Below are 19,915 nucleotides of genomic sequence, written 5' to 3'. Positions count from 1 at the left end.
AGCGGCTGCTCCCCGCCATCGCGCGGTGTGGGTCAGGACCGGGTCAACGTGACACCGTAGTTGTACGCGGCGTCCACGACAGGCTGGTAGTACGAGTACGAACCAGTGGCGTTGGAGCCCTGGTTGTAGCCGCAGTCGTGCCCGTCGTCGGGGCCGCCGGAAGTCATCCCCTGCGCGGTGTTGCCCGCGATGTAGGCGCCGCCGCTGTCACCGCCTTCGGTGCAGACGGTCGACTTGGCCAGCCCTTTGGTGGCGACGCTTTCGCCGCTGTAGCGGACGGTCTGGTTGTAGGCGGTGATCTTGCCGCAGGTCCAGCCGGTGGTGTTGCCCGCCTTGCAGAGCGTGGTGCCGACCGGCGCCTTCGAGCTGCCGGTGATCCGGACCGTGGTGCCCTTGCGGGTGTCGACGTAGCCCCGGCCGGTGTCCTCGTCGTCGATGTCCATCAGGCCCATGTCGGCCGACGGGAACTCGGTGGCGACGCCACGGCCGATGTGGACGCCGTCGCGGTTGAGGATGTCCGGGTTGCCCTCGACGCAGTGCCCGGCGGTGAGCAGCACGTTGTCACCGTCACTGGTGGTGCCGGGGAAGCCGAGGGAGCAGTTCGTGCCGGGGTCGAGGTCCATGATCTGGCCGGGGATGACGTCGGCCTGGGTGGTGTTGCCGTTGGCGATCCCGGTTCGGACGGTCACCCCGGACAGTGCCGAAAGCCGCCGGACGAGGGCACGGTCGGCGCCGGGCGCCACGGTGACGACGACCTGGTCCGCCGCGAGTTCCGGGCCCCAGGACTGCACCTGGGTGACAGCGGCACCGATGACGTCGCCTACGCGGGCGGACAGGGCGTCCAGCGCCTTTTCCCCGCGGACGGCGGTGCGCGGTGTGAGACCGGCGGAGCGGAGCGCCTGCGCGGATCCGGCGTCGGCGGCGTTGACCACGAGGGCGCCCGCGTCGTCGAAGAACGCGCCGTCGGTGCGGAGGCCGCGTGCTCTGATGTTCTCCAGCGACGAGATCAAGTTCTTCTCGTGGTCGAGCTTCTGCGCGGCCTGGAGCGGGCTGATCCGCAAGGTCGCGGCGAGGGTCTCGAGCATCGTCTGGTCGTAGGCGGTGGACGGCTGCGTCGGAGCGGCGGCCGCCGGGACGGCGATGGCACCGATTCCGGCGCAGACACTCAAGAGAGTGAGCATGACGGGTCCGCGAATTCGCATGCGAATTTCCTTCGGTAAAAGAGGGAACGACGAACCGCCGGCTATTCGGAAATGGCAGGGACCGGGCGGTTCATCTCGACGTGACGCAGATTACGAGCGCCCGGCTATCGCGTCGTAGCGCCGAAAGTAGGGTCCATGATCGAGGTCCTACTTTCGTATGCGGAAAGCATGAATTACTTCGCGCATTCGCTTTGCGAGAAAGTGTCATCGTCCGAAAAGTGCCAGCCCGTGATTCGAGGCTCGCCGGACAGGCCTATTCGGAGTTCCCTGTCACTTCGCCGAGGTAGGCGTTCAGCGCGGCGGCACCGGCGAGCAGGGCGCGGCCCCTGGCGGCGAGGCGGTCGTGCCAGTCGCGCAGCGCCGATTCGAGTGGCACGACCCCGCCTGCCGAGCGGACCTGCTCGATCAGCGGCGCGATCCGCTCCAGCGGGTAGCCGCCGCGTCTGAGCTGGCGGGTCAGCTTCGCGTCGCGCACGTCGGCCGCGCTGTAGACGCGGTAGCCCGTCCGCGGGTCGCGCTCCGGCTTCAGGAGACCGGCGCGCTCCCATTTGCGCAGGGTGGCGGGCCGGACACCGAGTTTCCCGGCCAGCGGCCCGACGAACAGGTCACCGCGTTCCTGCGGCACGGGTTCGAGATCCCGGAGCGCGACGGTGGCGGCCTGGAGGGTGCGGCGGTCGTCGAGCAGCTGGGCATGACTCTCGTCGATGAGCCGGAGCGCGTCTTCGATCGCGTCCCGGTTGACCGCCGCCATGATCGATGTCGCCGTCGCGTGGCCGTGCCCGGGAACGAGGGCGAGGAACGCGCGGAGGGCCAGCGCGTGCAACGGCGTGTAGGCACGGTATCCGTGGGGGCTGCGTTCGGCGGCGGGGAGGATGCCGTCCGCTTCGTAGTTGCGGACCGCCTGCGTCGACAACCCGTGCTCGCGCGCCAGATCGACCGGCCGCAGCCGCTCACGGGTTGGAAGGTTTCGCCTCACTGTCCTGCCATTATCGCTGGAAGGTGCCAACCGACGGTTCAACGATACAGTCGAGGAAATGACGACGGACGGAAATCTGACGATCGAACTCGATCTCGCGGAGCTGCGCGAGATCACGGCCTTCGCTGTCGCTTGCGCGGAACCCGCCTTGGTGCTTTTCGAGCGTGACTTCCCGGAGGATCCACGCCCGCGTGCGGTACTCGGCGAGGCACGGCTGTTCGCCGCCGGGGGCAAGCGGACGAAGGCCTTGCGGGTGACCGCCTTGGACGCACACCGGGCGGCGCGGACGGCCCGTGAAGAGGGTCGTGAAGCCGCGTTCGAGGCGGCCCGCGCCGCCGGTCACGCGGGAGCGTCCGCGTACCTGCACCCACTGGCGAAAGCGACTCAGGTCCCGCACATCCTGGGAGCCGCCGCTGACGCCGCCCGTGCCTTCGAACTCGACGCCGACGGCGATCCGGCTGTCGGCGCCCGCTACCTTGAGCAGGCGAGGGAGCTCGCCGGTCCGGTCGTGGTGGACGTCCTGACGCGGTATCCGGACGCCCCGGGCGGTGGTGGACGGGCGGGTGAGCTGCTGCGGACGCTGGACGTTTCGCTGCGGCGGCAGGCTCACTCACGCGAGGATTCCGCCTTTCGTTCGAAGCGGGTACGGGCCAGCCGGTAGGCGGTCTGGAGCAGTTCCCGGGTGGCCACTTCGGTCTTCGGACCGGGGTTCACCACGGCCAGCCAGCCGGCGGTTCCGTAGACGGGGTGGGCGAGCACGGTGTCGACGACGTCGGCCTCGGTTTCGCCCGCTTCCCGGGGCGAGCGGCCGAGCCGCCGGGTGAACTCCTCCTTCCCGGCGTGGATGTTCACCCGGAAGGTGTCCGGCCGGTCGAGGCGTGAGGCCTCGTCGCCGGGATAGTTCTTGGTCACCACCGTCGCGAAGGGCTGGACGTTCGTCGGGACGACACCGTCGGGGGAGTAGTAGAAGAACGCGTCTCCCCAGCTGAGCTCCGGCCAGTCGTCGCCGGGCGCGGGAGTGAGGGCCAGGACGCCGTCGAGGCCCGAAACGAAGCTGATGATCTCGTCGATGGTCATGTGCTCAAGCGTCACATTAAAGTGCTTGTGGAGGGTTCGAGGCAGTTGTCCATGGAGTGAAGGTGTCAAGTCTCAACTCGGCCGAAATGCGTACTGCGGCGATCGCACGCCGGGCGGGGTATTCCGTCCAGCAGGTGCGCAACCTGGAACGCGACGGCGTGCTCCCGCCGGCGGCGCGGACGCCGTCGGGCTACCGGAGCTACGGGGAGATCCATGTCCGGTCCGCGCTGGCCTACCGCGCCCTCGCCGCCGGGGTGGGGCCGGTCGAGGCCAAGAAGATCGTCCGCGCCGCGCATCGGGAACCGGTCGGGCGGGTGCTGGCCCTCCTCGACGCGGCCCACGCCGCGCTCGACACCGAGCGCGCGGAGCTGCGGGAGGCGAGGGAAGCCGTCCGGGTGATCTCCGGCGAACCGATCGGCGACGTACGCGGCACGGACGCGATGAGCGTCTCCGAACTCGCGACGGCACTCGGTCTGCGCCCCTCGACGTTGCGGCACTGGGACACGGAACGGCTCGTCGTCCCCAGCCGCGACCGGCGGGGAACGCGGCGGTACACCCCGGCGCAGGTGCGGGACGCGCGGATCGTGCACCAGCTGCGGCTGGCCGGGTACCGCGTCGAGCCTCTGCGGGCGCTGATGCCGGAGCTACGGCGATCCCGGCGACTGGAGGACGTCACCGCCGCGCTGGCCGCCAGGGACGACGCCATAACGGTTCGCTCGCGAGCCCTTTTCGACGGCACCGCGGCGCTTTCCGCCGTGTTGTCCCCTGACTCGGCCGCGGTCAGCGAGTGCAGCGCCAGAACACCGTCGCCTCATACGGCGAGATGACGAGCTTGAAGTATTCCTCGCAGGTCGAGAAACCGGCTCGCTCCGCCTGGCCCTTGGCGTCCTGGCGGGCGTGGAAAAGCGCGAGGCCGAAGTCGCTCGACCCGTGACCGACGAATTCCCTGGTCTCCAGCGCACTCGCGGAAGCCGGAGTGGCGAGCGTGCCCATGACGGTGGCCGCGCCGATCAAAGCGAGCAGTGTTTTCCTCATGCTTACCAAGCTAGAGCGAGACCGGTTCGCGATTCGCCTGCCGGATGGGCGCCCACGCGGCCTCCGTCCGTCGTAGGTAAGTTCGCACGATATGCGACCCGAGTGGGGTGGAACGGTTATCGTCGCGCCGTGTCTTCCCCTCGCAGGATAAAGCACCCAGTGCGCTTTCGACGCCGCGGCGGCCGACTTCACCGCGCTGGGCCGGCATCTGTGGGATCCGATCGGCGCGGCCACCGTGTCGGTCGCGGGACTTCGTGAAGGCGCGCATGTTCTCGACGCCAACCGAGTCCGCGCCGCAACCGGAACGCGAGCCCGGCTTGATCGACCGGATCAACCAGGCGGACAGTTACGCGGACTGGCTTTCCGGCCGCGGTCTGTCCGATGTGGACGTCGAGGTCAACGAACTGCGGCTGACCATGACCCCGGAAGTGGCCTGGCTGGTCATCATCGGCTCCGGCTTTCGAGGCGCTCTCACCGACCTCCGACCCGCTGTCGTCGAGAAGGTCCGTGAGCGCTATCTCGATGCCCTGCGTGCCGACGGCGTGACCGAACTCGACGCCACCACGCTGGTCGGTTCCGGCACCGTCCGCTGACAAACCGCCTGAAGCAAACTGAACCCGACAAAGCACCTCCGCGGGTCGATCACGGCGTGCCGGTGCCCGGCGTGCCGGATCAGTACCGCCGAGGGGAGTCCGGCATGCTGTTCCCGAACGTGAAGATCGGGGAGGAAATGGCATGTCCGAGGTCCCAGAACACGCTGTGCCGGAACGGGTGGACAGCCCGGTCCGGCAGGCCGCGCCGTCGGGCAAGGTCGGCCGGTGGCTGATGGAGCACCGGGTCCAGCCCGTCGGCCCGGAAAGCCATGACGAGCACACCACCCCGCAGTCGTGGTGGAAGGTCATGTGCCTCACCGGCGTGGACTACTTCTCCACGCTGTCGTACCTGCCCGGTATCGCCGCGCTGGCGGCGGGCGCGCTTTCGCCGCTGGCGACGTTGCTGATCGTCGCGCTCACCTTACTCGGCATGCTGCCGATGTACCGGCGGGTGGCGAAGGAAAGCCCGCACGGACAAGGCTCGGTCGCGATGCTGGAACATCTGCTGCCGTTCTGGCGCGGCAAGCTCTTCGTGTTGGTATTGCTGGGGTTCGTCGCGACCTCGTGGATCATCACCATCACCCTGTCCTCGGCTGACGCCACCGTGCACGCGCTGGAGAACCCGATCGCCCCGGCGTTCCTGCACGGGCACGAGGTGCTGATCACGGTGATCCTGCTGCTGATCCTCGGCGGGGTGTTCTTGCTCGGGTTCAGCGAGGCGGTCGGCGTCGCGATCCCGCTGGTCGCCATTTTCCTGCTGCTGAACGCGGTCGTCGTGGTCGCCGGGGTCGGCGAGGTGCTCGCCGAGCCCACCGCGCTGGACCGCTGGCTGGACGCGCTGACCTCCGGCGGTGGCGGGATCGGCGGTGTGGTCGGCCCGGCGATCCTGGCGTTCCCCTTGCTGGTGCTCGGTTTGTCCGGCTTCGAGACCGGGGTGAGCATGATGCCGCTCGTCGCGGCCAAGGGCGAGAACGCCGAGCAGAAGCTGGCGGACCGCATCCGCAACACCCGCAAACTGCTCACGGTCGCCGCGCTGATCATGTCGGTGTACCTGATCGCGACCAGTTTCGTCACCACGATCCTGATCCCGGCGGAGAAGTTCAAACCGGGCGGCGAAGCGAACGGCCGCGCGTTGGCGTACCTCGCCCATGAGCTGCTGGGCGAAGGGGTCGGCACCGTCTACGACATCAGCAGCATCCTGATCCTCTGGTTCGCCGGGGCGTCGGCGATGGCCGGGCTGATCAACATCGTGCCGCGGTATCTGCCCGCCTACGGGATGGCGCCGGACTGGGCCAGGGCCGTCCGCCCGGTGGTGCTGGTCTACACCGCGATCTGCGTCCTCGTCACGATCATCTTCAACGCCGACGTCAACGCACAGGCCGGGGCGTACGCCACCGGGATCCTCGCGATGATGGTGTCGGCTTCGGTCGCCGTGGCGATCTCCGCGGCGAGAAGGCGGCAGCGCAAGGCCGCGATCGCCTTCGCCGTCCTGACGCTGATTCTCGTCTACGCCTTGGTGGAGAACGTCATCGAGAAGCCCGACGGGCTCACGATCTCCGCGTTCTTCATTCTCGGGATCATCGTGGTGTCGCTGGTCTCCCGGGTCAGTCGGACCACCGAACTGCGCGTCGAGCACATCGAGTTCGACGAACCCGCCCGCCGGTTCATCACCGAGTCGATCGACCACGACAACGCGCTGACCATCATCGCGAACCGTCGTCAGGCCGGGGACGCCGATGAATACCGCGCGAAGGAAGCCGAGCAGCGCGGCATGAACCCGGTGCCCGGCGCCGCCGACGTCCTCTTCCTCGAGATCGACGTCATCGACCCGTCGGGGTTCAGTGACGTGCTGAAGGTCCGCGGCGTCGAAGTCGAAGGTTTCCGGGTGCTCCGCGCGGAAAGCCCCGCGGCGCCGAACGCGATCGCCGCGATCCTGCTCGCGCTGCGGGACACCACCGGTGTGCGGCCGCAGTGTCATTTCGAGTGGAGTGAGGGCAATCCGCTGGGGCACCTGTTCCGCTACCTGATCCTCGGCCGGGGTGACACCGCCCCGGTGGTCCGCGAAATCATCCGCACCAGCGAACGCGATCCGGCCCGGCGGCCCGGCATCCACGTCGGCTGACCTTGTCTTTCTCGCGTTTAGTCCTCTGAATGCGGTCTTTGCGCCCTGCAACTACCGCGTTCAGAGGACTGAACGCGGGCGGTAGCGGATTTCGGTGTACATTCGTTCACTCAAACCAGGTGAACGGCGGGAACAGGTGCGACCAGTCAAGGACTCTTCTGCTCAGGAGCACGGGCAAGGGCCGTTCGGCTCGTGGCTGCTCGGCCCGCTGTACCAGGACGCGGCCGTGCTGCGCCGTCGCGTCCAGGGCCTGCTCACCGGGACGCTGATCGCGACCAACGTCATCGGCGCGCTGGTCGTGGTGGGGCTGGCCGCCCTGCTCATGCCCGCTCCCGGGATGTCCGGCGAGCTGGTCCGGGTCACCGCGATCGCGGTGCCCGTGTACGTGGTCTCCGCGGTCGTCGTGGGCGCGCTGTGGGGCACCCGCGGCGCGCTGCGGACGTTGCGCTGGGCGGCCGACGGCCGGACGCCGACCGACGCGGAGCGCGTCGCGAGCCTGCGGGTCCCGTTGCGCCTGACGCTGGTCCAAGCGGTGCTGTGGGGTATCGCGACCGCCGTGTTCGGCGTGCTGGCCGCGCTGGTGCAGCCGAAGGTCGTGCTGACCGAGCTGCTCGTCGTCGCGTTCGCCGGCGTGGTCGTCTGCGCGATCGCGTATCTGGCGGGCGAGTTCATCCTGCGGCCGTACGCCGCCTTGGCCTTGGCGGGAACTTCGCCCGCGCGGCCGCTCAGCGGCGGGGTGAACCTGCGGATGCTGCTGTTCTGGTGCCTCGGCACCGGGGTGCCGGTGGCCGGGCTGGTGGTCACGGCGATCCTGGCCTGGGCGCGCGGTGACGTGTCGACCACGAAGCTCGCCGTCTCCGTCATCGCGCTCGGCATGGTGGTGCTGTGCTTCGGCCTGCTGGTGACCGTGTTCACCGCCCGAGCCGTGGTGAACCCGATCCGGTCGGTGCAGCACGCCTTGGGCCGGGTGCGGGCCGGTGACTTCGCCGTGGAGATCCCGGTCTACGACGGCACCGAACTCGGCCTGCTGCAAGCGGGTTTCAACGGGATGACCGCCGGACTCGCCGAACGCGAACGTTTGCGCGACCTGTTCGGCAGGCACGTCGGCGAGGAAGTCGCGATCGAGGCGATGCGCACGTCGGCGGAACTCGGCGGCTCGGTGCGGACGGTGTCGGTGCTGTTCGTCGATCTGATCGGCTCGACCACGCTGGCCGCCAGCCGCCCGCCCGAAGAGGTCGTCGGACTGCTCAACCGGTTCTTCGCGGTGGTCGTCGACGAGGTCGACCGCAACCACGGGCTGGTCAACAAGTTCGTCGGTGACGCCGCGCTCGCGATCTTCGGCGCGCCGGTGCGCTTGGCGGACCACGCGACGCTCGCGTTGTCCACCGGCCGGGCGATCGGGCGCAGGCTCGCGGCGGAGGTGCCGGAATGCCCCGCCGGGATCGGGGTGGCGACCGGCGAGGTGGTGGCCGGGAACGTCGGGGACCCGCGGCGGTTCGAGTACACGGTGATCGGCGACCCGGTCAACGAAGCCGCCCGGCTGACCGAACTGGCGAAGAACGTCGAAGCCCGGTTGCTCGCTTCGTGGACCGCGATCGAGTCGGCGTCCGAAGCCGAGGCCGCGCACTGGAAGGCGACCGAGGACGTCACCTTGCGGGGCCGTACCCGGCCCACGACACTCGCGACACCGAGGGCCTGAACCCTCGGCGGTCGTGCCGGATTCACAGCCCTTGTGAACGAGTCGTGAATCTTGCGCGGAGATCGCGTCTCGTCAGCCGCGAACCCTGCTCTTCCTGGCCCCCGTCACGGCCGGATGCTGTGAACCATCACAGCGTTTCCCTGGTGCCCGCTGAGCCCGTTGTCCCCGGAATCGGGACAGCGCACGGTGATCTCCCCATCCCCGTGTCAAAGGAGACATCTGTGAAGAGCCTATCGAGGGCCGCGCTGGCGACCGGAGCCGCCGTCTTCGCGCTGACCATGGTGCCCGCCGCCGCTCTCGCGCAGCCCGACGGTGCCGGTGACCGGCCCAGTGGCCTGATCCAGACCCAGACGCACACCCAGGTCCGCGAAGTCACGCCTGTGGCGGGGACCGCGACCACGGTCGCCGCGTCGGCCGCTTCCAAGCAGCTGAACTACACCCAGCAGGTGCAGCAGTACAACCAGTGGTGCTGGGCCGCGGACGGGTCGAGCATCGAACGGTCGCAGGGCGGGACCGCCAGCCAGGCCCAGTTCTGCGCCGCGGGCAAGGGCACGTCGGCCGGGTACTGCCCGAACCAGGCCGCTCAGATCCCGGAGATCGTCCGCGGTTTCCGTGGCACCGGATTCTCCGCACAGGACGCGGGCGGGCCCATCGGCTTCGCCTCGGTCGTCAGCCAGATCGACTCCGGAATCCTGAACCTGACGGGGATCTACTGGACTTCGGGTGGCGGCCACGCTGAGGTGATCTACGGCTACGACTCGACGAATCAGTCGATCATGGTCGGCGACCCGTGGCCGTCGTACCAGCGCTACCAGACCTGGAACTACAACCAGTACCGGAGCAACGCTCAGTTCCGCTGGAACGACACCATCGTCAACATCCGGAAGGGCTGAGCCGCGGTCATGAACAGGATCTGCCGGAAGTTCTCCGGTTGTCTCGTGGTGGCCGTCGCGACGCTGCTGCCCGCCACACTGCCCGCCGCGGCGAGCGAGGGAGTCGTCCCGCCCTCGGCCGACGACCTCGCGGCCGCCGTGCGCGTCGCGGGGCAGCCGAACGCGATCGGTCTCGCGAGATCGAACTTCCGGCAGGTCGACCACCTCGAACCGCGACAGATCACGATGGCGGACAAGGGTTTCCCGGTCTACGCCCTCAACCCCGACTTCGTCAGGGGCATCGCTGGGGCACCGGCGGGCGTCCTGAGATCCGTCGCCGTCACGGCCACCGCGGATTCCGGCCAGAAGGCCACGCTGCAGGCGATGCTGGAGAGCCAGGGAACGTGGGTCGCGGCGAGCGTGTTCTCCGGGAACGACGAAGAGACCTTGAGCGCGCGGCTGCGTCCCGGTTCGGTTCTGCTCAACGAGCCCCAGATCAACGGCTGGTACGAACTGGGCCCGGACGGCGTGGTTCTCCTGCAGGCGAGTCTGCCGCAGTCGCCGGTGGGGGAGTTCGTCCCGCTTTCCGAATACCAGCGGGCGGTGCACGGCCGCTACGCGGACAAGCTGCCGGGATCGGATTATCAGCGCAATCGCGGGATCGGCTTCGCGCAAACGGGATCCGCGCCCGCGGAAAGCGGCCTGCCGGTCGCGGCCGTGGCCTGCCTGATCGCCGCCGGTGCCATCGTGGTGGGCGCCGCGGTGTTCGTGGTACGCCGGAAGCGACGGCTCACTCCCAGATGAGATCGATCCCCGCGATCCCGACGTCGAGACCCTCGAAGTAGGCGCTGACCGAAGCACCCGGGCCCGGATGCAGCGGCTCGCTGACCACGGGGGCCAGTTCTTCGCGTTCGCGTACGGTTTTGACGCATCTGGCCGGAATCGCGTCGGGGTCGAAACGCAGCCGAAGCAGATAGGCCGACATACGAGACCGCACTGTCCGGTGAAAGCACGTCGAACGAACGGACGCGGCCAGCCGCAGAGTGAACGCGAAGGTATGCGTTTCGCCTTCCGCCAAGCCACGATCGAAAAGGAGTTCGAACACCATTCCCGGTGACGAGGTGCTTCGGCGCACTCTGCCTTTCCGGCAGCCGTCGGCGGCGAAGACCGTGGTGGCCTCCATATCGGTGCCGGGTTCGTCCTGGTGGGTCACCACGAAGCCGTCCGCGCCGAATTCCCGCGCCCGCACCACCATGGTCGAGCTGATCTCCGCGATCCGCCCTTGCGCGGTCATGGTCAGCACATCGACGACGGTTACGACATCCAGCTTCGCGTTCACCGCCGCACCGGGCGATTCGCTCAGCTCGTCCAGCAGGGTGCAGGTTTCGGTCCAGCTCTGCCGCAGTTCCGTCAGCGACGGCCTGCGGTCGCTTTCCCCGGGACGGCGTTGCGGCCCGATCAGGACGACCAGGCTGTCCGGGGCGAGGCCCAGCACCGCTTCGAGCGCGCGAACGACGTCGAGCGAACGCGGCGTCGACGGATGCCGGAGCCCGCGCCGCCAATAGCTCAACGTCGACTCGGCCACGGAAACCCCGCGCGCCGCCAGATGCGCCCGGATGCGGGACAGGGAGAGTCCGCGATGATCCACCGCTTCGGACAGCGCGCGGGAGAACGGACCGAACCTGACCGCGCTCACTGTGCCGGGTTCCTTGCGTTGCTGGTACATGGCACCCCCACCACGCCGGGTTGGCGCACAGCATGCGCAGTCCGGCGGCGGACGGCAACCGTCGAAGGTCGAAAACCGGACTTTCTTCCCCCTCAGGCGAATTCGAGCCGCAGGCTTTCGAGGCCGCGCAGCGTCACCTGCTTCACCCACACCGGATCGGAGGTCGGCTGCAAGGCGCGGCCCGTGCCGAGCAGCGCCTCGAATACGGAGCGGCCTTCCAACCGCGCCAACGGGGCGCCGAGGCAGAAGTGGATGCCTTGTCCCAGCGCGAGATGCCTCGTCGAGGAGCGGTCGATGTCGAAGCGGTCCGGGTCCTCGTGGGTGCGGGGATCGCGGTTGGCCGCTCCCAGCAGCACCACCGTTTGCGCGCCGGCACCGATGGCCTCGCCGCCCGCGCTCGCGTCCCGCAAAGCGGTGCGCGTGGTCAGCTGGACGGGGGAGTCGTAGCGGAGTATCTCTTCGACCGCGTTCGGGATCTTCGACCGATCCTCGGTCAGCGCCCGCGACTGCGCGGGATTCTTCAGCAGCGCGAGGATCCCGTTGCCGATGAGGTTGGTCGTCGTCTCGTGCCCGGCGACCAGCAGGAGCATCGCGGTGATCACGACCGGGCGGCGACCGCCGCGGCGACCGTTTCGGCCGCGATCAGGAAGGACGGGTCGAGCGCGCGACCCATCGCGTGCGACCACCCCGCGAACCGGTCACGGTCGGCCAGTGGCACGCCGAGCATCTCGCTGATGACGATGACCGGAAGCGGCCTCGCGATCTCTTCCATCAGGTCGAACTCGCCCATTTCGAGCGCCTTCCCGACCAGTTCTTTCGACAGCTCTTCGATTCTCGGCGCGAGCCGCTCGACCATCCTCGGGGTGAACGCCTTGGAGACCAGCCGCCGCAGCCGCGTGTGGTCGGGCGGGTCGAGCCCGAGGAAGGAGCGGATCACCCGGCCCTGCTCGTCCACCGGCTCGTTGTCGTGCGGATTCGGCAGCACCTCCGGCTCGGGGTGGCCGAACGCGGGGTTCCGCAGCAGCGCGGCCGCTTCCTCGAACCCGCTCACCACGAAGAACCGGTCGTTCAGCTTCAGCACCGGCCCGCGGTCGAACACCTGGCGGTAGAACGGGTACGGGTCGGCCCTGGTCTCCGGGGTGAGGAGGTTCTCCAGCATGGCCTGATCCTAGGGTGTCGGGGTGACTGTGGACGCGATGATCGAAGACCTGAGGACGCTCGTCGAAATCGAGTCCCCCTCGCGGGACATCGAGGCTTTGACGGCGTCTGCCGAAGCGGTGGCCGCCGTCATCGCGAAGCGCCTCGGCGGAACGGCGACCCTGGTGGAAAGTGCCGCGGGGCCCCATGTCCGGTGGTCCGGCGGGGGTGAGCCCCGGGTGCTGATCCTCGGGCACCACGACACCGTGTTCCCGATCGGAACGCTGGAACGCCGCCCGTTCGCGGTGGCCGACGGCCGGGTGACCGGACCCGGCGTGTTCGACATGCTCGGTGGACTGGTGCAGGCGATCCACGGTTTGGCGGCGCTCGACGACTTGACCGGCGTCGAGATCCTGGTCACCGCGGACGAAGAAACGGGGTCGCACGAGTTGCGGGCGCTCATCGAGGAACGAGCGCGCGCGTGCGGCGCGGTGCTCGTGTTCGAAGGCGCGGCCGACGGGGGAGGCCTCAAGATCGGCCGCAAAGGCTGTGGCACGTTCGAGGTGGTCGTCAAAGGACGGGCGTCGCATGCCGGCCTCGAACCTGAAGCCGGGGTGAACGCGCTGATCGAAGCCGCGCACCAGGTGCTGGACATCGTGGCGATCGGCAGGCCCGAAAGCGGCACGACCGTCACCCCCACGGTGGCGTCCGCGGGGACCGGCAGCAACGTCGTCCCCGCCGAGGCCCGCGTCGTCGTGGACGTCCGCGTCGAGTCCGCTGCCGAAAAGGCCCGCGTCGAGGCGGCGTTCGCCGCGCTGTCCCCGCGTCTCGACGGTGCGGAGATCACGGTGCTGGGCGGCATCCACCGGCCGCCGATGCCCGAATCGGCCGCCGCGAGCCTGTTCGCCGTGGCCGAAGAACTGTTGCCAGGAGTCGAAGGCGTCGCGGTCGGTGGTGGCAGTGACGGCAACTTCACGGCCGCGCTCGGCATCCCGACCCTCGACGGCCTGGGCGCCGTCGGGGGCGGTGCCCACGCGGACCACGAGTACCTGCTGGTCGATTCGATGGTGGAGCGGGCGAATCTGGTGACCGGTCTGGTGCGGGCGGTCGTGAGCGGCAAGTAGGGTCAGCACCCGAATCGCCACCCACGACCCCCGCGACCGTCACCTCACGCGACGGCGGTCCCCTCGAGTTCCACCATCAGGGACGGGATCGCCAGCCGGGTCACCCCGAGCATCGTGGTCGTCGGTGCCACCCCGGCGGCGCCCAGCCGCGCCGCCAGCACGCCGTAGTGCTGGAAAAGCAGATCCACGTCGGTGGTGTAAACGCTGAGCCGCACGAGGTTCTTCAGAGCCATGCCCGCCTCGCCGAGAACGGCCTCCAGGTTGTCGAGGCTCAGCGCCAACTGCGCCGCCATATCGCCGTCATGCCGGGGCTCACCTTCGCCGCTCATCGCGGTCTGCCCGGCGCAGTACAGGGTCCGGGTGGCCCCCGTGACGAGCTCGCCCTGGTTGTACCCCATCGCCACCGACCACGGCCACGGGTTGACCGCCGTTCGTTCCATTGCCACTTCCGCTCCATTCGATTTCAGCTGCAGCGGAAGCCTCCCAACGAATCACGACATCCTGTGTCGTGTATTCCGCTAGGGTTTCCGGATGCGTGCCGACCGGTTGGTTTCGCTGGTCCTGCTGCTGCGCCAGCGCGGGCGGCTGTCCGCGGCCACACTGGCCCGCGAGCTGGAGGTCTCCACCCGCACCGTGCTGCGCGACATCGAGGCCCTGTCCGTGGCAGGCGTGCCGGTGTACGCCGAGCGCGGCAGGCACGGCGGGTTCGCGTTGCTGCCCGGCTTCCAGACCGAACTCACCGGGCTGAGTCACGACGAGGCCCTCGCCCTGCTGATCGCCGGATCGAGGCGTGGCGCGCAGGCGTTCGGTCTCGGTTCGGCGCTCGCTTCGGCCATGCTGAAGGTGGTCGACGCGCTCCCCGAAAGTCATCGCGACACCGCGGCCGGCGTGGCCGAACGCTTGCTCATCGACCCGGAGACGGACCTGCTCACGCGCCGCGTGGCCGCTGAGGAAGTGCCCGACGCCGTGGTGGGTGAGATCCGGCGCGCGGTGTTCGCCGGGCACAAGCTGCGGATCCGTTACGCGGCAACGGGCCAGCCGCCGCAGTGGCGCACGGTGGACCCGGTCGGCATGGTCACCGTGCGCGAGCAGGGCTACCTGCTGGCCACGAGATCCGGCGCGGATCGCACCTACCGGCTGTCCCGGGTCTCGGCCGCCGAGGAACTCGACGAACCCGCGGAGCGGCCGGACCGGATCGATCTGGACCGGGCCTGGCGGGAGCGCGGCACGCGGTTCCGGACCGGTGGCGAGCAGATCGCCGTGCTGGTCCGGATCGATCCGGCGCGGCGGGAGGAGCTGCTGGACACCGCGCTGGACGTCCGCTCCGAAGAGGTCGAAGCGGACGGCCGACTACGGCTGGAGGTGACCTTCCAGGACGCGCGGCACGCCGAATGGGCGCTGTGGCAGCTCGCCACGAGCGCGGAAGCACTCGCGCCGCAGTCGTTGCGCACCGCGCTGCGCGCCCGTGCCACTGCTCTCGCGACCCGCTACAGTCCGTATTCCGACCGCTGATCCCGCATTTCTTGCCCGATTTCGGGCAAGAACTGGCATTTAGAGATCCCGCTGTGCATGATGGGACCGTGGAGGACGCGGAACTCGTCGAGCAGGTGGCCTTGTCGACGGGTCTGTCGACGGCCATCGCCGCGCGCGTCGTCGAGGACGTCCTGGCGTTCTACCGGCAACCGGTGGAGCAGTACGTCCGGACGAGGCACACCCAGTTGCAGGCCGAGGGCAGGAAGAACCCCGAAATCTTCCCGCTGATCGCCCGGGAACTGGGCCGTCGGCTCGTCGCGCCTCCCGATCTGTCCGAGCGGCAGCTACGCCGCATCGTCTACGGCTGACGGAGCACGCCGCGCGGCCACAGCCTGAGCGGAAACCGTCCGTTTTTCTTTTGTGAGGTTGACTCGTCATGTGCGGAATCGTCGGCTACATCGGCGGCCAGAACGCCGCCCCGATCCTGATCGAGGGGCTGACGCGGCTGGAGTATCGCGGCTACGACTCGGCCGGGATTTCGGTACTGGGCGGCAAAGGCGCCCAGGTGCACCGGATCGTGGGGCGCGTGCGGAATCTGACCGCCGCCCTGCCCAAGCGGCTCGCGGGCAAGGTCGGCATCGGGCACACGAGGTGGGCGACGCACGGTCCGGCGACCGAGGCGAACGCGCATCCGCACGTCTCCGAGGACGGCCGGATCTCCGTGGTGCACAACGGGATCATCGACAACGCCGTCGGCCTGCGCGAGCAACTCGGCCAGGCCGGGGTGAAGCTGACCTCCGAGACCGACACCGAGGTGCTCGCCCATCTCATCGCGCGGTCGGACGCGAAGACCCTCGAAGACGCGGTCGTCGAAGCCGTTTCCCGGATCACCGGTACCTACGCGATCGCGGTGACCGACACCGAGCACCCCGACCGCGTCGTGGTCGCGCGGAACGGTTCGCCGTTGATCATCGGCGTCGGTGACCGGGAGATGTTCGTGGCCAGCGACCTGTCCGCGCTGGTCCGCCACACCTCGCAGGTCGTGCATCTCGACGACGGCGAGTTCGCCAGCGTCTCGGCCACGGGTTACCGCACCTTCACCGTCGACGAAAGCGACACCGGCAAGGCCGCGACCGCGATCGACATCAAGGCCGACGACCTCGAGCTGGCCGGGCACCGGCATTACATGTACAAGGAGATCCAGGAGCAGGCGGAATCCTTGGAGCGGATGATCCGCGGCCGTCTCGACGACCGGTTCGGGGTGTCCCGTTTGGACGGTCTGAACCTGACCCCTCGCGACCTGCGCGGGTTCGCCAGGGTGAAGATCCTCGGCTGCGGCTCGGCGTATTACGCGGGCCAGATCGGCGCGACCATGATCGAGGAGCTGGCGCGGGTCCCCGCCGACGCCGAAGCCGCGTCGGAATTCCGTTACCGCAACCCCATCATCGAAGCGGACACCCTCTACATCGCGGTCAGCCAGTCCGGCGAGACCGCGGACACCGCCTTCGCCGTCGAAGAGGTCAAGCGCAAGGGCGGCCGGGTGGTCGGTCTGGTCAACGTCGTCGGTTCGACGATCGCGCGGGCCTGCGAGGGTGGTCTGTACCTGCACGCCGGTCCCGAGATCGCGGTCGCCTCGACCAAGGCGCTCACCAACATGGCCGTCGGGTTCGCGATGATCGCGCTGGCGCTGGGCCGGGTGCGCGATCTGTCCAACGCGGACGGTCAGCGGATCGTCGCGGCGATCCGGGCCCTGCCCGGGCAGGTCGCGGAGATCGTGGCGGCGGAGGCCGAGATCGCCGAGCACGCCAAGACGTGCGCGGACGCGCGGAGCCTGTTCTTCGTCGGCCGGGTCCGTGGCTTCCCGGTGGCGCGGGAAGGCGCGCAGAAGTTCAAGGAGATCTCGTACCGGCACGCCGAGGCCTATCAGACCTCGGAACTCAAGCACGGCCCGCTCGCGCTGATCGACGACTCGGTGCCGACGGTCGCGATCGTGCCGTTCGACGACCTCGCCGACCGGAACCTCGCCGCGGTGCAGCAGATCAAGGCCCGCAAGGGTCCGGTACTGGCGATCACGCACGACGACGTGGACTTCGGCGAGCTCGACGTGCCGCGGTTCGTGGTGCCGCGTTCGGAGCCGGAACTCGACCCGATCCTGCTCACGATCCCGCTGCAGCTGCTGGCCTACCACGCCGCGCTGATCCTCGGCCACGACATCGACAAGCCGCGGAATCTCGCTAAATCCGTCACCGTGGAGTGAGCCCGACTCGGCAAGCGAAGATCTCTCCAGGTTCTTTTCGCGATGATGTCGAAGGGCGTCCAGTCCGTTCGTAGCCAAGGTGAGAGACCGGCACCGGGCCGGTCACCGCTCACCGGAGGCCCACGATGTCCATCGCCACCGCCGTTCCCGCGAAATCCCTGCTCATCGGCGGTTCGACCGCCGCGGTCGCCGCCGCCGTGGCGACCGCGGCCGTCGCCGCCGCCGGTGAGGCCGCCGGGATCAGCCTCGCCGTCGGCGGCGCGCCGATCCCGGTGGCCGGGTTCGCCGTGCTGACCGTCGTCTTCTCCATGGTCGGCTTGGTGCTGGCCTTGGTGCTGGCTCGCTCGGTCCGCCGTCCCCGCCAGGTCTTCGTGCGGACCACGGTCGTGCTGACCGCGTTGTCCCTGGTGCCGGACGTGCTCGCGGACGCGTCCACGGCCACCCGGCTCCTGCTGATGTTGACTCACGTGGTCGCGGCCGCGATCGTCATCCCGGTCGTCGCCCGCCGTCTGTCCGCCTGATCACCCCGATCCCTCGAGGGAGCCAGCCATGAGGCAGTACCTGCTCGCCGTCCAGTTCGACGAAAGCGCGCCGCCGGAGCCCGAGGAGGAGGTGCGGGCGATGATGGCCAGGACGGGCAAGGTCACCGACGAGATGAAGGCCGCCGGTTCCTGGGTGTTCGTCGGCGGCCTGCAGCACTCGGACGCCTCCACGGTCGTCCGCCCCGCCAACGGACAGACCGCGATCACCGATGGCCCGTTCGCCGAGACGAAGGAACAGCTCGGCGGGTTCTGGGTGATCCAGGTCGAAGACCTCGACCAGGCGCTGGCGTGGGCCGAGAAGTGCGCATCGGCCTGCGGGCAGCCGATCGAGGTACGCCCGTTCGACGACGGGTCGCGTCGGCGCTGATGGAGCTGGACAGCGTTTACCGGGCGGAGTACGGCCGTTGCGTGGCCACGCTGACGCGTGTCCTCGGCGACATCGGGCTCGCCGAGGAGGCGGTGCAGGACGCGTTCGCGGTGGCCGTCGAGAAATGGGACGAGGCGCCGCCGAATCCCGGCGCGTGGATCGTGACCACCGCCCGCAACCGGGCGATCGACCGCCTCCGGCGGGAGTCCACGAGGGAAGCCCGCCACGCGCAAGCGTTGCTGCTGCACCGATCCGACGAGCCGGAGGAGGTGGGACCGGTGCGCGACGACCAGCTCCGCATGATGTTCACCTGCTGCCACCCGGCGCTTTCGCCGCTCGCGCGGACCGCGCTCACCCTTCGCCTGATCGGCGGACTGGAGGTGGCGGAGATCGCGCGGGCGTACCTCGTCCCGGAGACGACCATCGCCCAGCGGATCGTCCGCGCCAAGAAGAAGATCCGCGACGCGGGCATTCCGTACCGGGTGCCCGGAGACGCCGAACTCCCCGACCGGCTGGCCTCCGTCCTCACCGTGCTCTACCTCGTCTTCAACGAGGGCTACACGTCGACGTCGGGGGAGCTGCTGCGGACGGACCTGTGCCTGGAAGCGGTCCGGCTCGCCAGAGCGCTCGCCGAGCTGATGCCCGACGAGCCGGAGGTGACCGGCCTGCTGGCGTTGCTCCTGCTCACCGAAGCCCGCCGCCCCGCGCGGGTGGGACCTTCCGGAGAGCTGGTCGTGCTCGCGGAGCAGGACCGGTCATTGTGGAACCGGGAACTGATCGCCGAGGGGCACGACCTGGTGCGCCGATGTCTGCGCCGTGATCGGCCGGGGCCGTACCAGGTGCAGGCCGCGATCAACGCGGTCCACACTGACGGGCAGGCGACCGACTGGGCGCAGGTGCTCGCGCTCTACGACCAGCTCCTGCGCTTCAGCCCGTCGCCGGTCGTCGCGCTCAACCGAGCGGTCGCCGTCGCCGAGGTACACGGTCCGGCGGCGGCGCTGGCGACCGTCGACGAACTGGACCTTCCGGGCTACCACCTGCTGCCCGCCACTCGTGCGGACCTGCTCGCCCGCCTCGGCCGGACCGCCGACGCCGTCGCCGCCTACGACGAGGCGATCGCCTTGGTCACCAACGACACCGAGCGAACCTTCCTGCGGACCCGGCGCGCGAGCCTCGCGAGTGGTGAGGACGGTTAGGCCCCTGAGGCAAATCTGGGTGTCGCGAAAGCTGGCCCGGTAGTGAAGGGCTCCTTCCCTACCTTCAGAGTAGGCAAGGAGGCCTTCACGGCACTCACGACTGAAGGAGGTGCCCGGTTGAGGCGACCGGGCGAACGGCTCGCCGGATTTCTGATGACCGCGCCGTTCCACGTCCTGTTCGGCTTCTTCCCCTGCTTTACACCGCTTGGGTGGCACTGCACCACCACACGGGAGATCGACATGCTGCGCCTGATGGCGGACGGCTGAACCTGCGCAACCGGCCACACGCCGCGCCTACGCGGTACGGGCCGGCGTCATCTGAGCGCGGTCGTGGGCTGGGTTGGTCGTGAGTGGCGATTCGGGTGCTGGCCGAGGTCGTGTCAGGTGCCTACAGCGGGTGAGCGTGGTAGCGGCTGGTCCGTGAAGGCCCCTTTGGGGGACTGGTATTTGGTTGCGCACTGGTGCGGGTTGCCGGTACATGATGGCCCCCTTCCTTGCGCCTAGCGCAAGGAAGGGG

General features: G+C 69.1%; 23 protein-coding genes. 15 read left to right on the top strand and 8 right to left on the bottom strand.

Annotated elements, in window-relative coordinates; translation table 11 throughout:
* Positions 1–32 precede the first annotated feature (32 nt).
* Together AVL48_RS23250 and AVL48_RS23245 are read right to left on the bottom strand one after the other, a co-directional pair.
* The gene (locus AVL48_RS23250) at positions 33–1,181 is read right to left on the bottom strand and encodes a S1 family peptidase (protein WP_244162274.1); all 1,149 of its coding nucleotides are present in this window, start codon (positions 1,179–1,181) and stop codon (positions 33–35) included.
* 274 nt (positions 1,182–1,455) lie between these two features.
* Positions 1,456–2,178, bottom strand: coding sequence for a MerR family transcriptional regulator (locus tag AVL48_RS23245; protein WP_061983747.1), 723 nt, complete (start codon positions 2,176–2,178; stop codon positions 1,456–1,458).
* Positions 2,179–2,236: 58 nt separating this feature from the next.
* On the opposite strand from AVL48_RS23245, the gene AVL48_RS23240 reads away from it, so the two are divergent.
* Positions 2,237–2,839: a putative immunity protein gene (locus tag AVL48_RS23240; protein WP_061983748.1), complete on the top strand. Its 603-nt coding sequence runs from the start codon at positions 2,237–2,239 to the stop codon at positions 2,837–2,839.
* Here the strand turns inward: AVL48_RS23240 and AVL48_RS23235 are convergent.
* A complete protein-coding gene (locus AVL48_RS23235; RefSeq protein WP_061983749.1) occupies positions 2,785–3,255 on the bottom strand; it encodes a DUF6194 family protein in 471 nt (156 codons plus the stop codon). The two genes, AVL48_RS23240 and AVL48_RS23235, sit on opposite strands and share 55 nt — an antisense overlap.
* Before the next feature lie 62 nt (positions 3,256–3,317).
* Between AVL48_RS23235 and AVL48_RS23230 the strand changes: the two genes are divergently transcribed.
* Positions 3,318–4,082: a MerR family transcriptional regulator gene (locus tag AVL48_RS23230; RefSeq protein WP_167386325.1), complete on the top strand. Its 765-nt coding sequence runs from the start codon at positions 3,318–3,320 to the stop codon at positions 4,080–4,082.
* On the opposite strand, the gene AVL48_RS23225 is transcribed toward AVL48_RS23230, so the two are convergent.
* On the bottom strand, positions 4,036–4,290 hold the full coding sequence (locus AVL48_RS23225; protein ID WP_061983750.1) for a hypothetical protein: 255 nt from the start codon (positions 4,288–4,290) through the stop codon (positions 4,036–4,038). The two genes, AVL48_RS23230 and AVL48_RS23225, sit on opposite strands and share 47 nt — an antisense overlap.
* Positions 4,291–4,556: 266 nt before the next feature.
* On the opposite strand from AVL48_RS23225, the gene AVL48_RS23220 reads away from it, so the two are divergent.
* The 5 genes from AVL48_RS23220 (at position 4,557) to AVL48_RS23200 (ending at position 10,380) form a co-directional block, all read left to right on the top strand.
* Positions 4,557–4,883: a hypothetical protein gene (locus tag AVL48_RS23220; protein ID WP_061983751.1), complete on the top strand. Its 327-nt coding sequence runs from the start codon at positions 4,557–4,559 to the stop codon at positions 4,881–4,883.
* 142 nt (positions 4,884–5,025) lie between these two features.
* A complete protein-coding gene (locus AVL48_RS23215; RefSeq protein ID WP_061983752.1) occupies positions 5,026–7,005 on the top strand; it encodes a hypothetical protein in 1,980 nt (659 codons plus the stop codon).
* Between the two features lie 136 nt (positions 7,006–7,141).
* The gene (locus AVL48_RS23210) at positions 7,142–8,704 is read left to right on the top strand and encodes an adenylate/guanylate cyclase domain-containing protein (RefSeq protein ID WP_061983753.1); all 1,563 of its coding nucleotides are present in this window, start codon (positions 7,142–7,144) and stop codon (positions 8,702–8,704) included.
* A gap of 221 nt (positions 8,705–8,925) precedes the next feature.
* A complete protein-coding gene (locus AVL48_RS23205; protein ID WP_061983754.1) occupies positions 8,926–9,597 on the top strand; it encodes a papain-like cysteine protease family protein in 672 nt (223 codons plus the stop codon).
* A 9-nt stretch (positions 9,598–9,606) separates the two neighbouring features.
* A complete protein-coding gene (locus AVL48_RS23200; protein ID WP_061983755.1) occupies positions 9,607–10,380 on the top strand; it encodes a hypothetical protein in 774 nt (257 codons plus the stop codon).
* Here the strand turns inward: AVL48_RS23200 and AVL48_RS23195 are convergent.
* The 3 genes from AVL48_RS23195 to AVL48_RS40210 all read right to left on the bottom strand — a co-directional run bounded on the left by AVL48_RS23195 (position 10,367) and on the right by AVL48_RS40210 (position 12,461).
* Positions 10,367–11,302, bottom strand: a complete 936-nt coding sequence (locus AVL48_RS23195) for a hypothetical protein (RefSeq protein WP_061983756.1) — start codon at positions 11,300–11,302, stop codon at positions 10,367–10,369. The two genes, AVL48_RS23200 and AVL48_RS23195, sit on opposite strands and share 14 nt — an antisense overlap.
* Positions 11,303–11,394: 92 nt before the next feature.
* Complete coding sequence (locus tag AVL48_RS40215) at positions 11,395–11,904, bottom strand: cytochrome P450 (protein WP_244162273.1); 510 nt, start codon at positions 11,902–11,904, stop codon at positions 11,395–11,397.
* The gene (locus tag AVL48_RS40210; protein ID WP_244162272.1) at positions 11,901–12,461 is read right to left on the bottom strand and encodes a cytochrome P450; all 561 of its coding nucleotides are present in this window, start codon (positions 12,459–12,461) and stop codon (positions 11,901–11,903) included. The genes AVL48_RS40215 and AVL48_RS40210 overlap by 4 nt, the downstream gene beginning before the upstream one ends.
* Before the next feature lie 22 nt (positions 12,462–12,483).
* On the opposite strand from AVL48_RS40210, the gene AVL48_RS23185 reads away from it, so the two are divergent.
* Complete coding sequence (locus AVL48_RS23185; protein WP_208616199.1) at positions 12,484–13,563, top strand: M20 family metallopeptidase; 1,080 nt, start codon at positions 12,484–12,486, stop codon at positions 13,561–13,563.
* A gap of 44 nt (positions 13,564–13,607) precedes the next feature.
* Here AVL48_RS23185 and AVL48_RS23180 read toward each other — a convergent pair whose 3' ends face one another.
* On the bottom strand, positions 13,608–14,003 hold the full coding sequence (locus AVL48_RS23180; protein WP_061983757.1) for a RidA family protein: 396 nt from the start codon (positions 14,001–14,003) through the stop codon (positions 13,608–13,610).
* A 91-nt stretch (positions 14,004–14,094) separates the two neighbouring features.
* Here AVL48_RS23180 and AVL48_RS23175 point away from each other — a divergent pair, with 91 nt between their 5' ends.
* The 7 genes from AVL48_RS23175 (at position 14,095) to AVL48_RS39125 (ending at position 19,665) form a co-directional block, all read left to right on the top strand.
* The gene (locus AVL48_RS23175; protein ID WP_061983758.1) at positions 14,095–15,075 is read left to right on the top strand and encodes a helix-turn-helix transcriptional regulator; all 981 of its coding nucleotides are present in this window, start codon (positions 14,095–14,097) and stop codon (positions 15,073–15,075) included.
* A 68-nt stretch (positions 15,076–15,143) separates the two neighbouring features.
* Complete coding sequence (locus AVL48_RS23170; RefSeq protein WP_061983759.1) at positions 15,144–15,404, top strand: hypothetical protein; 261 nt, start codon at positions 15,144–15,146, stop codon at positions 15,402–15,404.
* Positions 15,405–15,472: 68 nt separating this feature from the next.
* Positions 15,473–17,293: a glutamine--fructose-6-phosphate transaminase (isomerizing) gene (gene glmS, locus AVL48_RS23165; protein ID WP_061983760.1), complete on the top strand. Its 1,821-nt coding sequence runs from the start codon at positions 15,473–15,475 to the stop codon at positions 17,291–17,293.
* A gap of 125 nt (positions 17,294–17,418) precedes the next feature.
* On the top strand, positions 17,419–17,814 hold the full coding sequence (locus AVL48_RS23160; RefSeq protein WP_061983761.1) for a DUF6069 family protein: 396 nt from the start codon (positions 17,419–17,421) through the stop codon (positions 17,812–17,814).
* Positions 17,815–17,842: 28 nt separating this feature from the next.
* Positions 17,843–18,202 (top strand): YciI family protein, encoded by a 360-nt coding sequence (locus AVL48_RS23155; protein WP_061983762.1) that lies wholly within the window; start codon positions 17,843–17,845, stop codon positions 18,200–18,202.
* The gene (locus AVL48_RS23150; RefSeq protein ID WP_061983763.1) at positions 18,202–19,398 is read left to right on the top strand and encodes an RNA polymerase sigma factor; all 1,197 of its coding nucleotides are present in this window, start codon (positions 18,202–18,204) and stop codon (positions 19,396–19,398) included. The genes AVL48_RS23155 and AVL48_RS23150 overlap by 1 nt, the downstream gene beginning before the upstream one ends.
* A gap of 117 nt (positions 19,399–19,515) precedes the next feature.
* Positions 19,516–19,665 (top strand): hypothetical protein, encoded by a 150-nt coding sequence (locus tag AVL48_RS39125; protein WP_244162271.1) that lies wholly within the window; start codon positions 19,516–19,518, stop codon positions 19,663–19,665.
* Positions 19,666–19,915: the final 250 nt, after the last annotated feature.

The sequence above is a fragment of the Amycolatopsis regifaucium genome, assembly GCF_001613935.1.
Taxonomy (GTDB): Bacteria; Actinomycetota; Actinomycetes; order Mycobacteriales; family Pseudonocardiaceae; genus Amycolatopsis; species Amycolatopsis regifaucium.
This window is presented reverse-complemented; position numbering and strand designations above follow the sequence as displayed.